13 protein-coding genes are annotated in these 12,499 nt (G+C 67.7%); 8 read left to right on the top strand and 5 right to left on the bottom strand.

The features are described from left to right. Positions 1-89 precede the first annotated feature (89 nt). A complete protein-coding gene (locus tag AC0662_RS01350) occupies positions 90-1,244 on the top strand; it encodes an ROK family protein (RefSeq protein ID WP_452195841.1) in 1,155 nt (384 codons plus the stop codon). Here AC0662_RS01350 and AC0662_RS01345 read toward each other — a convergent pair whose 3' ends face one another. Next, on the bottom strand, positions 1,245-2,012 hold the full coding sequence (locus AC0662_RS01345; RefSeq protein ID WP_478297716.1) for a heparin lyase I family protein: 768 nt from the start codon (positions 2,010-2,012) through the stop codon (positions 1,245-1,247). 13 nt (positions 2,013-2,025) lie between these two features. Further along, positions 2,026-4,011, bottom strand: coding sequence for an NHL repeat-containing protein (locus AC0662_RS01340; protein WP_478297714.1), 1,986 nt, complete (start codon positions 4,009-4,011; stop codon positions 2,026-2,028). A gap of 1,041 nt (positions 4,012-5,052) precedes the next feature. Here AC0662_RS01340 and AC0662_RS01335 point away from each other — a divergent pair. After that, the gene (locus tag AC0662_RS01335; protein WP_452195838.1) at positions 5,053-5,523 is read left to right on the top strand and encodes a hypothetical protein; all 471 of its coding nucleotides are present in this window, start codon (positions 5,053-5,055) and stop codon (positions 5,521-5,523) included. A gap of 144 nt (positions 5,524-5,667) precedes the next feature. Here AC0662_RS01335 and AC0662_RS01330 read toward each other — a convergent pair whose 3' ends face one another. Further along, on the bottom strand, positions 5,668-6,327 hold the full coding sequence (locus AC0662_RS01330) for a GAF and ANTAR domain-containing protein (protein ID WP_452195837.1): 660 nt from the start codon (positions 6,325-6,327) through the stop codon (positions 5,668-5,670). A gap of 136 nt (positions 6,328-6,463) precedes the next feature. Then, complete coding sequence (locus AC0662_RS01325; protein ID WP_478297712.1) at positions 6,464-7,180, bottom strand: hypothetical protein; 717 nt, start codon at positions 7,178-7,180, stop codon at positions 6,464-6,466. 136 nt (positions 7,181-7,316) lie between these two features. Here AC0662_RS01325 and AC0662_RS01320 point away from each other — a divergent pair, with 136 nt between their 5' ends. From AC0662_RS01320 to AC0662_RS01305, 4 genes are all read left to right on the top strand, one after another. Continuing rightward, the gene (locus tag AC0662_RS01320; RefSeq protein ID WP_478297710.1) at positions 7,317-7,760 is read left to right on the top strand and encodes an Hsp20/alpha crystallin family protein; all 444 of its coding nucleotides are present in this window, start codon (positions 7,317-7,319) and stop codon (positions 7,758-7,760) included. A gap of 57 nt (positions 7,761-7,817) precedes the next feature. Further along, positions 7,818-8,093, top strand: coding sequence for a hypothetical protein (locus AC0662_RS01315; protein WP_452195834.1), 276 nt, complete (start codon positions 7,818-7,820; stop codon positions 8,091-8,093). A 346-nt stretch (positions 8,094-8,439) separates the two neighbouring features. After that, positions 8,440-8,835: a J domain-containing protein gene (locus AC0662_RS01310; protein ID WP_452195833.1), complete on the top strand. Its 396-nt coding sequence runs from the start codon at positions 8,440-8,442 to the stop codon at positions 8,833-8,835. Between the two features lie 77 nt (positions 8,836-8,912). Continuing rightward, the gene (locus AC0662_RS01305; protein ID WP_452195832.1) at positions 8,913-9,659 is read left to right on the top strand and encodes a GAF and ANTAR domain-containing protein; all 747 of its coding nucleotides are present in this window, start codon (positions 8,913-8,915) and stop codon (positions 9,657-9,659) included. 127 nt (positions 9,660-9,786) lie between these two features. Here the strand turns inward: AC0662_RS01305 and AC0662_RS01300 are convergent, their stop codons facing one another. Beyond that, entirely contained in the window at positions 9,787-10,419 is a 633-nt protein-coding gene (locus AC0662_RS01300; RefSeq protein WP_478297707.1) for a TetR/AcrR family transcriptional regulator, read from the bottom strand. 132 nt (positions 10,420-10,551) lie between these two features. On the opposite strand from AC0662_RS01300, the gene AC0662_RS01295 reads away from it, so the two are divergent. Both AC0662_RS01295 and AC0662_RS01290 read left to right on the top strand, forming a co-directional pair. Further along, positions 10,552-11,304 carry an SDR family NAD(P)-dependent oxidoreductase gene (locus tag AC0662_RS01295; protein WP_452195830.1) on the top strand — a complete coding sequence of 251 codons (753 nt, stop codon included), beginning with the start codon at positions 10,552-10,554 and terminating at the stop codon, positions 11,302-11,304. A 163-nt stretch (positions 11,305-11,467) separates the two neighbouring features. Next, a complete protein-coding gene (locus AC0662_RS01290) occupies positions 11,468-12,400 on the top strand; it encodes a lysostaphin resistance A-like protein (protein WP_478297705.1) in 933 nt (310 codons plus the stop codon). The last annotated feature ends 99 nt before the right edge of the window (positions 12,401-12,499 follow it).

Here is a 12,499-nt window from a genome sequence, read left to right as displayed (position 1 = left end):
CTCAGAGGACCGATCGATTATTTCTGTCAACATGGAAAATAACCCTGCTAGACTCACGGAAAGTCGGCAACGCGAGACGGGAGTCGTAGGTGGATCAGTCGAGGGTCGGCAAGCGGCCCGCACCGGCGCCGCGGCCCGGCAGCAAGACGCTCATCCGGGAGATCAACGAGGCACTGGTGCTCGACGTGGTACGCGCCGAGGCGCCGGTCTCCCGGGCCGCGGTCGCCACTCAGACCGGGCTCAGTCCGGCAACCGTGACCGGTATCGTCGGCCGGCTCGTCGAGTCCGGCTACCTCACCGAGAGCGACACCGTCCAGGGCGCCCGGGGACGACCGGCCCGGCAGCTGGAGCTCGGCGCCGACCGAGTCTTCGCGGCCGGACTGCACATCGCCCGCGACCACCTGTTCGGAGTGCTGGTCGACCTGCGCGGAGCGGTCGTCCGTACCGAGCACGTCGAGCTGCCGGACACGACGCCCTCCAGGGTCGACGACGCGGTCGAACACATGATCACGTCGCTCGGCCACGGGCGGCAGGGCGCCGAGCTGCTCGGCGCCGGCCTCGCCGTCTCGGGGGTGGTCGACAGCGCCGCCGGGACCGTCCGGCACAGCGGCGCGCTCGGTTGGGAAGATGTTGCCCTCGGCCCCTGGATCGAGCGCACGACAGGGCTTCCCGTGGTCGTCGACAACTACGTGAACTGCCTCGCGCAGGGCATGCTGCTGTTCGGCCGGGAGCAGCGAGGGCGCGACCTCCTGGTGTTCAACGTCGGCACCAGCCTCGGTGTGTCCGTGGTGGTCGGCGGACGCATGCATCGCGGGTTCGAGGGTACGGCGGGAAGTTTCGCGCACATCCGCGCGACGGGTAGCCCGGAGCAGCGGTCCTGCCATTGTGGTGCGACCGATTGCCTGGAGGCGTACGCGAGCAGCTGGGGTATCACCCGGCGGCTGTCGGACGGCGACACCGAGCAGTCCGTGGTCGTCGCGGACGCCGCGGTACGGCTGGGCGCCGGCGTCGCCAACCTCGCCAAGATCATCGGCCCGGAGTCGATCGTCCTCGCCTGCACCGACGAGGTCACGGGCCTCGGGCTCGACACGCTGGCCACCGCGACCGTCCGGCAGGAGTACGTCCACCACTACACCCCGGCGCCGCAACTGCACGTCGTACCGGCCTCGCCCGAGGCGATCGCCACCGGGGCTGCCCACGCATCACTGGCCAGCTTGTTCACGACCGCGGGCAGCCCGGCCTGATCAGTACTGCGTCACCACGATGTCGCGGTGGTACACATTGACGTCCGGGCCACCGGTCGGCCAGGTGTTGCCCGGGCGCCACTCGGAGCGGTAGATCCCGGTCTGGAAATGTGGCGACCACTGCTGGTGGTAGTTGTTGGCGCCGGTCTCCCGCAGGACCTGCGTGCCGTCGCGGGTGATGACGAGTATCCCGTCGCTGTCCGGGGTCGACCACGTGATATCGAAGACCCAGTTCGTCCAGCGGCCGAACGAGTCGGTCAGCGAGCCGAGCGTAAAGAACTGCTTCGTCGCGGTCGTCGGGCTGGTCAGCCTCGACAGATCGAGACGCCACAGATCCTGATAGGCGTTCAGCGCCAGCGGCGGGTACGTACTGCTGCCATCAGGAAGCGGGTATCCGTGCCACTGCGCAAGGATCGAGCCGCGCTCGAAGATCACCCAGTCGGCCGGCACGAAGATCGAAAACTCGTAGACGTAGCGTCCCCAGTCGAACTGGTGCTCGCCGAGTTCCGACCGGAACGACACACCGTCGTTGGGAAGTGTGAAGCGGGCGACCAGGTCGTTCGCATCGGTCGGCGACGGCACCACGGCCTGGCTGCCGTTGCCGGCCACCGACTGCGCGTCCCAGGCGTCGAACGTCCCGGTCTCGAACCCGTCGCTGAACACGACGGTGCCGTCGTGCCGGTGTGGGCGGCCCAGCCGGTGCGCTATCGCCGTACCGGCGACGGTCGTGAGCATGGTACGGCGGCTGACTCGTGAAGCGTTGGTCATCGTTCAGGTCCTCTCAATTGTCGATCCGGACGCGGACGAGGTTGCGGCCGCGGATCGCGTAGAACCTTCCGCGGGTGTCGACCGCCGACCGCGGGATCCCGTACCACTCCGCGTCGAGGGTGACCAGGTCGGTCCGTGCGAACGTCTTCGGGTCGAACCGGAAGAAGGTGCTGCTCGAGGTCGCGTAGACGCGCCCGCGGCTGACCAGCAGCGTCCCATAGCTGGGCACCGCGGCTCGGTGGTTCGAAGAGTGCAGAATCCGTCGGGTAGCCAGATCCAGCACGAAGAAGTCTCCGCGGTGGCACATGACGTAGAGACGCCCGCCGAGCACCGCGAGCCCGGTGACCCCGGTCGGTATGGCCTGCGGCGTGAGGCGCCACAGTTCCTTACGCCGTACGGGATCCCACGCGACCACAGTTCCGCCGGTGTTCCCGACGTTCTGGCCGCCGAGATAGGCGATGCCGTCGTGGACCGCTACCGCGCGCACCATCTGCGTACTGTCGATGGGACTGATCGCCTCCGTGGTGCGCGAGGTCGCGGGGTCGAACGTCAGCAGCGATCCGCCGCCCTCGGTATCGGACTGCAGGCCGATCAGCGCCACCTTGTGCCGGTCGTCCCAGACGATCTGGTGCGGCCGGTTCTGTGCCGGTGGGAACGGCGCGACCCGCCGCGGCCACTCGCCGTCCGTGCGCGGGTCGTAGGCCAGGACGCCGATCGCGTTGTACTGCGCGAAGTACGCCGTCCGGTCGCGGATCAGGATGTCCTTCGCCTCGCTCTGCGCCAGGATCCGGGTCTGCGTCTCGCTGCGCAGGTCGTGGTACATCACCGAGTTCGTGCCGCCGACGTACACACCGTTCAGGTCGGCGTGCACCGACATCGCCAGTTGTGGTCCGGTCGGCGCGCCACCCGCGATCAGGTCGTGGATCTTCGTCGCACCGTCGGCCGGATCGACCTCGAAGACCAGGCCGAACGCCGACACGACCATCACCTTGCCGTCACGGATCCACAGCCCCCAGATCTCACCGAAGTCCGCGTCCGGAACCGTGATCTCACGGAAGAGACCGGCGTCCAGCGACAGCTCGATCAGAGCGCCGCCGTTGAAGTAGACCTTGTTCCCGAGCACACGGGGCAGCCGCAGGAACGGCCGGTCACTCTGCAGCAGGCGGTACTCCCCCGGGTTCGCCACGTCCATCACCGCGACCGCCGCGCCGGCGGCCGTGGTCGAGGAGGCGTACAGGCTGTCTCCGTCGATCGCGACGTCGCGGACCTCGACGGCACCGACGAACTCCTGCGGCAGGATCGACGCGTACTGGTTCGTTGCCCGATCCATGACGAACAGACCGGCCTGGGTGCTCGTCGGTGTCACCCCGAGCGATGCGCCGGTGCCGACGTACAACCGATCCTCGGTGGCGAACAGGCTGCGAATCATCGGCACGTTCGGATCCGGCCCGGCGATGGTCGTGAGCTCACCGGTCGCCGGGTCGTACCTCCGCAGGGCCGGGTTCTTCTCGAGGCCGCCGAAGTAGAGCACACCGTCCGGGGCCATCGCGATCGCGTACGGCGAGAGGCCGGGGATCGATGCGAGGTCCTCCTTGGGCGCGTCCGGCTTCGACAGATCGACCCGGAGGAAGCCCGGCTGTCCCATGCCACGCTCGTCGACGGCGGCGTACAGGTACCGCCCCTCGGGATCGGCGGCGAGCAACTGCGTGCTGATCCCGGGCCCCGCGGTCACGCTGGTGACCTTGTCGGTGGTCAGGTCGTAGCCGACGATCCGCATCGGGTCGATGTTCCGCGACGCGACGTACACCCGGTCACCGACCGGGATCCCCGCCGCCAGCGAGAAGTTCGTGACCCCCGGACCGAGATCGGTGACCTCGACCTGCGGCGCGTCCGCCGGGGCGGCGAGCGCGGCCGTCTTCGACGTCGCCGCGAGGGACACACCAGCAACGGCTCCCAGCTGCAGAACCCGTCGCCGGCCGATCGGGAGTGATGAGGTCATGGCGGCATCCCTTCAAGTCGATTCGCAGTGCAGCCGAACCTAGAAGGCGCCTTTTATTCTGTCAATAGCCAAATTAATCCTCCGTTCCCGGGGGCGGCCGGCCGGCCTCGCGGTCCGGAAACTGCGGTTGAGCTCGAGGATCTGCTCCGCCAGGCGACCGACGGCATACCTGATGTCGGATACATCGGCTTCGACCGCCTGCTGGATCACCCTGGCCACCACAGCGCGATCGGATCCCTCCGCGAGAACCCCCTCGGCCATAATCAAGACCGACTTCGAGGCCGATACGGCGGCGGAGGTCCGCCGGTCCTCCGGCACCGGCGTGGCGGCACTCTCGCTCGCACTGGTACGCGGACCGGACTGGGCTAGGCAAGCACCGTGGCCGTCAGCGCCGCCGGTCTCGCGCTCTTGGGGTTCGTCTTGTACGGCCGCAGGCAATCATCACCAATGCGGCCGCCTGAACTTCTCCGGGTACGAAGCTTCGGCTGGGCCGACCGGGCCAACCTTCTGTTCGCCGCCACCTTCGGGGCGGGACCGCTCGCCGTACCGATCTTCGCGATCGGCGCATCGCGCGGCGGTTTGCTTACGGGACGCTCGCGGCACTCGGCTGGCGCCCTGTGGACTGCGGTAGTTCGGTCGTCAGCATGACCCGCCAGTTGGGCACCGTCCCAGGTGTCAGCCTGCTGATCGCGGCCCTCGGGCTACCAGGCCACCCGCCACACAAAGGTGCCCGACGCAACTATCAGGAGGATGATTGGTCGGACTCGGAACTGCCGAGTTGCCGCATCGAGAGGTCATCCCGGTTTCTCCGCAGGTCGACCAGGCCAGGCGAGTGCCAGCTTCTGTCCGCCGGCTGATCGGAGTCTCTGCCGAAGGACAGAGGTCGGCGTCGGAGGTTCGGTCTGCGTGCCGATGTGCCGGGCGGTCCGTCGTACCTAGGCTTCCCGCGTCGTTCAATTACACAGCAGGCGGATATGCGCACCCGCCGACGCCGCGGCCCTGGCGGACTGGGCCGGCTGGGCAGCACGTCACAACGAGGGCTTGGGCACAACGCGGTCAGCCGTACTCGCGACGATCGCCCGGATCGCCGCAGCCACTCCACTGCAGGTCGGCACCCACCAGGTGACGCAGGCGATGCTTCCTGGTCTGCCGCTGACCGTTGACGATTCAGACGCCTCGTACGCCGAGTTCAGCGCTCAAGTGCGTGTACTGCGTGACGCAGCCGCCCGGAAGGTTGTCACGCCGACCCCTGCCCAGGAGCAGCGCTTCCAGCTGTACGACCTGACCGACGTGGTGCCGGAGGTCGAGGGTCTTGCAGGTGCTGAGCGCGGCGCGCGGCGAAAACTCGCCGATCTGGCCTCTGACCTGGGGTTTACTGCTCATCAACACCTGGCGCTGATCGACGTTTGTCAGCGTCCCCATGGAGCAGTGACCGAGCAGCGCTTCGTCGCCTCGCCCAGTCCGCGGTGGTGGATGCAGTCGCCGACCAACCGACCGGTCTCAGCGACCTAGGGTCAGCTCTGGCTTGGCTCAGCCCTGGCCTGGCGGGTTTTGAGCCTGGTCGGCTGGGTCTGCCGGCTCCCCCTTGCGGCAGTCCAAGGCAGCGATGGCAGGACACATAGGAGGAGCGGCCCTCGCTGCGGGTACGCCCTGGGTCTACTCGGCTCTTCGGGTTGTGTCCTCGATGATGCCGGCTGCGACGTCGTGCAGTTTCGTGTTGCTGGTTTGGGAGGTTCGTACGATGAAGCTGAATGCGCGGTCGGGGTCGAGGCGGTAGCGCTCCATGACGATGCCGATGGCCTCGCCAATGTCGGTCCGGGTCACGAGTTCTTCGGCGAGCGTGTTCGCGCGGCTCCAACCCAGTGCGACCGCGGCCAGGTTGGCGAACATCGCGCCGAGCTGGCGTGACTCTGCGGTCAGCGCGTGGGGATGGACGGAGTAGAGATTGACTCCGCCGCGGCCGTGCGGATCGGCGCGGAACTGGAACGCCAGCTGGGACCCGATCCCGATTTCCTTCGCGGCGCGAGGACCGTACGTCGGCCAGCGCAGATCGGTGGCGATGTCGTCGACCTGGACGACGGGGCGGTCGAACACGGCGTCCAGGCATGGCCCTTCGCCGAGTTCGTACTGCAGGTCGTCGGCTCGCTGCGCCAGTTCGTCGGTGGGGGCGAGGGTCTCGATCCTGCCGTCTTTGCCAGTGATCGAGATGCTGGCGAAGTCGATGTTCGGCACAGCTTCGGCGGCGCCGGCGGTAATCACTTCCAGGGTCTCGTCGAGGTCCATCGGGAAGCTCAGTGATGCCGAGACCTCGTTCATCACCTCGAGCAGGTACGGCAGCTCCATGGCCGGCCACCTCGCTTTGTGGCCAGCGGGACACCGACCAGAAGAACACCCGGTACCCGCGGCCCTCGGCGGCGACACCAGTGCGTGGTCATATTGCCGTTGCGTGCTGCTATTGCGGCTTGCTCGTGGGCCGGGTGCGTAGCTGGTCGGTGGCAAGGTTGATGTCGGAGACCTGTTCAGCCAGCTTCGGGTGGCTGTCCTCGAGGCTGGCGCCGGCTTCTGCCAGGGGTGCGAGCAAGGTTGCGGTGTCGCTGTCGCCGAGGGCTAGCAGGAGCTGCTCGACGGTGTCCTGGGTGCCGGGGTCGAGATCGTCCAGCGCGGTGATCTGCGCCGCGAGCCGACGCAGCCTGGACGCGTTGTCCCGAGCCCACCGCGTGACCGCGCGGTCACCGGCGCGCCGGTCACGGGCTGCCTGAACCCGCTGTTCTCCCGTCATCCCTTCGGGGTCCGCCGCGTGCGGCTTGAGTCGCAGATAGCGCCGCTCGGCAGCCTGGCGGCTGGCCAGGCCGAGCGCAGGAGCGATCGCTGCCCAACTGGTGCCACGGTCTCGAGCCGCGCCGATGAGCACCGGCTCCCAGGCAGCCAGCTGATCCTGCAGGGCTCGAAGCCCGGACAGCGCGGCAAGCACATCCGCCGAACTCACCGCTTCACCGACCATCCCCGACCCCCCGTGCGTGGTCAGTTCCTGGTCCCCGACCTGAGACGCGAGCTGCCGGACTGTTTGGTCGACTGTGGTGAAGGCGGTCCACGCAGCGGTCTGCGTGATCTCAGCCGCACCCGGGACCCCAACCCGGGCGGTGGCCGGGTGATGGGGGTCGTCTGCCATTCGTCACCTACCTCTCGCAGAATCGATTGCGTCAGCTTTTTGATGACGGAGGTACTTGTCATCGCCTTGATGACATGTTATATCAGAGGTGCGTGTTGACACCACCGACAATCAAGGATTCAGGAGGTGCAGGACGATGTTGATGCGCACAGATCCGTTCCGGGAGTTCGACCGGCTGGCTCAGCAGGTCTTCGGGAGCCAGGCCCCGGGCACGTGGTCACATCCGACGTCGATGCCGATGGACGCCTACCGCGACGGCTACCAGTACGTGGTGGCGTTCGACCTTCCCGGTATTTCGCCGGACGCGATCGACCTGGACGTCGAGCGCAACGTGCTGACGGTCAAGGCGGAGCGTCGCCCGGTCGAGCTTGCCGACGGCGCCGAGATGCAGGTCGCCGAGCGTCCGCTCGGCGTGTTCTCCCGGCAGTTGTTCCTGGGCGACACCCTGGACGCGGACCGGATCGAGGCGGGCTACGAGGCCGGCGTACTGACGTTGAAGATCCCGATCGCCGAACGGGCCAAGCCGCGCAAGATCGCAGTCACGGCGTCCGACGGCGACCGCAAACAGATCGACGCCTGACCGACACACCGAGTCCGGAGCGGCAGCGTGCAGGGTCTTGTCAAGGGGGTGAGATCGATGCCGGAGACGGAACAGGCGGTCGCCGAGGCCGACATCTTCCTCGACCTCGCGCTCAGCGACAACGACCTGGTTCGGGCGGAGTTCGACGCACTGATCGCCGCCAGCTGGGACTCGCCGTGCGAACCGCCGCCGGACATTCCGACTCCGTCCGCGAGGGCATGGGGGGCACCGCCGCAGCCGTGGTGGCCGCGCCTCCCGCACTCCCTCGCCTGCCGTGGTCCGGCGCGACGTCCGGTCGGACGGGGTCGTAGCCCTCCGCGCGATCGCGGTTGACCCCTCGGCTGATGCAGTGACGCCCGGATCTGGAACCTGGATGGACCGGAAAGGAGTGAGACAGGACCGACAACCAACCCTTTGACACAGTTCGGACACACCGTTCCGGACACCGTTCCCGACCCGGTGATGCGGCCGCCCGCCAGTAACACCCATGAGCCGACGACGGCACCAGTGTCCCGCCCGGCTGTCTTCCCAGGACGACAACTCTCGGCGCGGGCCGCCGCATCACCCCGGTCAACCGTCCTACTGATCGATGCCAGTCCCCCGGCGTGTTCCACACCTGATCGACGCCCTGAACGACGACTGATCGACATTTCACGCCTTCATGAGAATTCAGCCAGCCATGACCGCACCGCTCACCGACCCCTACGCGATCCTCGGAGTCGCCACCGAGGCGTCCGACGAGGACCTCGATCATGCTTTCCGCACCCTGGTCCGGCAACTGCACCCCGACACGCGGACAGCGGCCACATCAGCAGAGCCCGCAGCGTCAGCAAAGTCCGAGGACGAGGCCGACGAGCGCCTGCAAGAACTCCTGAGCGCGTACGCCACCTTGCGCGACCCGATCCGCCGTGCCGCCTACGATCGCGTCCGAGCTGAGCCGGCACCCAGAGTCGTGGCGGCTGCGCCACGGCCATCGGGCCCCATGTCAGCACCCGCCGTGTTGCTCCCGGACCCGCCGCAGGACCCCTCGCCGGTCTGGGTCGGCCCCGTGCACTGGGAACCCCACGTCCGATGAGACGGACCCACCTTGTGACGCCACCGGCCGCCCCAGCATGGGCAGACCGCTGGCCACAGCCAGGGAAGGATGGACGCATGGATCGCACCGAACGGCGGCCCGGCACCGGCTACGAGATTGAAATAGGCCCGATCGGCGGCGTCACATCAGCGTTCGCGTGCCTGGCACTCGAAATGCACGCGGCCGCCGGCGTAGAGGAGACCGTCGCGACAGTCGTGGAGTTCGCGCTGCACGCCTTGGGATGCGAGTTCGCCGGCGTCGCTCTCCAGACTGCGGCGGGGCCGGAGATCCCGGCCGTGACCGACCCGGCGGTCACCAAGATCTACCGCTTCCAGCTCGACCACCCGGCCGAAGCCGACCAGACCGCCGGCCCGATGACGACCTGTATGCGCGACCACGTCCCGGTGCTGGTCAACGACACCCAGACCGATCACCGCTGGCCCGACTGGGCTCTCCTGGTGGCCGACCTCGGCGTGCGCAGCGTGCTGAACCTGCCGTTGACCCTCAGCGCTTCAACGGTCGGCGTACTGAGCCTTTACAGCGCGACCCCGAACGGGTTCGGCACCGAGGATCAGGCCGTCGCCGAGATCCTGGCCCGTCACGCCTCAATCGCCGTCGCGACCGCACGCCGCGAAGAAAACCTGGCGACCGCGGTGGACGCCCGCAAACTGGTCGGACAGGCCATGGGCATCTTGATGGAACGCTACGACCTCGACGACGGCCGCGCCTTCGAAGTACTCAAGCGCTACTCCCAGCACGCCAATCGCAAGCTACGCGACGTCGCACAAGAACTCATCGACACCCGCCACCTTCCACAGCCCTAACCGAAACACCCTCCCACGGCGGTTCCGTCGGAGCTTCTCGGCGGCGCCAGCCTGTGCCGCCTTCTGACCTGACCAGCAGGCAGTGCCTCCGAGCATGCAGCACAGCGATCCGACCGCCGTGCGGCGGTCACCGCTTCTTCGGCGCCCGAGTGAGAAGGGGCGGCCAGTTCTGCAGGACGGCGTCGACGATCAACTGCAGGTCGGCGCGCGCGGCGCCGCCGGCAGCCTGCACCGCGACGCCGTTGCCGATCGTCATGACATACCTCGCCAACAGCGCCGGGTCGGTCTTCGCGGGCAGATCGCCGTCGCTGACGGCCCGCCGGAAGCGCTTCGTCAGCAGGGCGCTGGTCTCGTCACGCCAGGCGGCCAGCAGTTCGCGGATCGCCTGCCCGTCCTCGCCTCCGATCAGGGAGGCCCGCAGGCTGAGACACCCGGTCGGGTAGCCCGGCAAGGTGGCGCTGCGCACGGCACCGCACAGGAAGGCCGTCGCCACCTGCTGGGCAGTCGGCTCGGCCACCGCCTCGACGCCGTACGACGCCGGGCCGTCGGCGTACCGCAGCAGCGCCTTGCGGAACAGTTCCTCCTTGTTACCGAAGGCCGCGTACATGCTGGTGCGACTGATCCCCATGGCGCTGGTCAGCTCGGGCAGGCTCGCGCCCTCGTAGCCGTTCCGCCAGAAGACCGTCATCGCCTTCTCCAGAGCCTCGTCGGCTTCAAATCCCCGGGGCCGGCCGACCGGCGCGCTCCCTCTGTTCTCCATGCGATCGAGCTTACCAATTGCGTACCGATCGATCCACAATTGCGATCGCCATTCTGCACCGACCGATCGGTACGGAATTTTGAGCTGACTGAGTTGGTTGCTGACAGCACCATCCAGACAAAGGAGTTCGATATGAGCGAGTTGACCGGCAAGACAGCCCTGATCACCGGTTCCACATCCGGCATCGGCCGGGCCACGGCGATCGCCTTGGCCGCGCGAGGCGCAAACGTGGTCGTGACCGGCCGCGACGCCGAACGCGGCGCCGAGGTGGTCCAAGAGATCCGGTCCGACGGCGGTACGGCGCGCTTCGTCGTCGCGGACCTGACCAGCCCGGAGGACGTGACTCGGCTGGCCCAGGACGCAGGCGAGGTAGACGTGCTGGTGAACAACGCCGCGGCGGCCAGCTTCGGCCCCAGCCTCAGCATCACCCCTGAGCAGTACGACGCGATGCTCGACGGCAACCTGCGAGCGGTCTACGTACTGACCGCCACGCTGGCCTCCAAGATGGCCGAGCGAGGCAGCGGCAGCGTGATCAACGTCAGCAGCGGGGCCGCCACGCTCGGGGACTTCTACAACGCGGTGTACGCCGCCACAAAGGGCGCTGTGAACTCCCTGACCCGGGCCTGGGCCGCCGAGTTCGGCCCGGCCGGTGTGCGCGTCAACGCGGTGGCGCCCGGTCCGGTGTACACCAGCGCTCCGGCCGAGTACCTCGACAGGTACAACCCCCTCATCCCGCTGCGCCGCGTCGCCCAGCCCGAGGACATCGCCGAGGTGATCGCCTTCCTCGCCAGCCCCGGCGGCTCATACATCAACGGCGCCGTCATCCCCGTGGACGGGGGCCTCACCGCAGTCGAGCCACCGAAGGCCGAGCTGGTGACCGACTGACAGCAGAACGACGTACGGCCTCGGCGGCCGGGTCGGGCGCACACTCCGCCCGACCCGGCTGCGATGGTCAGCCGCGGCGGGGTTGCCTGTGTTGTCGCCACATGGTTCTGACTGCCGCCATCCGATGGAGCAACAGGTATCCAGGAAAGAGATTGACGCCCCCATGAACTCGCAGACCAACCCCAGTGCATCAGGAGCCGTTGCCCCCAGGACAACGGCACGTGCACTGGATGACACGCGTCCCTTCGGTACGCACATTCGGCTGGCGTGGTGGAAGTCGCTGATCGTCATCGTCGCGATTCCGGTGACACTGCTCGTACTCCAGCTCGGCCTCTATCTGGTAGCCGGCCTCTTCGAAGGCGACGACGATCCCCTCGAGTCGACGCTCACTCCGCTCAAGCTGTTGGCCGCAAACATCAGCACCGGCCTGACGGCATTGCTTGCCCTGGTACTCGTCTCATGGTTCGCGAGAGTGCCGTGGCGGCGCGTCCTCAGCTCGCCTCGGCGCTTCGATCAGCGGCGTCTTCTGACCTCCTTCGCGGCCTCTGCCGTGCTTGTGGGGGCCGCTACCGCTGTAGTGGCAGTCGTGGCACCCGACGCTCCGGGCTGGGTCGGATTCAGTATCAGCGGCACCACCGTGGCGATGCTGGTGGTCGTACTTCTCACCACTCCCCTACAGTCCGCCGGCGAGGAGCTCATGTTCCGGGGCGCGGTACTGCCCGCGGCTGGTTCGTGGTTCCGCGCTGTGCGACCGGCGATCATCGCCGGGCTCGTAGTCTCGAGCCTCTCGTTCGCCCTTCTGCATGGCGCCGGTGATCCCTGGCTCATCGGGTACTACGTATTCCTCTCCGTCTGCACGGCCCTGATGGGATTGATCAGTCGCGGGCTCGAGGCCGCTATGGGATTCCACATCGCGAACAATCTCGTCACGACGACGGTGAACGTGCTGATGGCCGGGGGCGGCGCTCTTGTCGTCGATCGCAGCGCAGGTGCGGGTGGTGGACCCACGCTGACCGTTCTTGCCGTCGTGAACGTGGCGGTGGTCGTGTTCGTCTGGCTCCGCGAGCGAGCACGCCGCACCAATGGGCGCTCATGATTCTGCTCTCTATCGATAGTCAGAGCCTATCGTCGCGCGGCCGGACAAGTCTTGGACGCTTACTGGATAGGCGTCGTAGCGTCGTTCACGCCACGGGAC

This window comes from Kribbella sp. NPDC043289 (genome assembly GCF_056436705.1).
The sequence above is the reverse complement of the archived record's forward strand: the minus strand, read 5'-3'. Positions and strand labels throughout refer to the sequence as shown.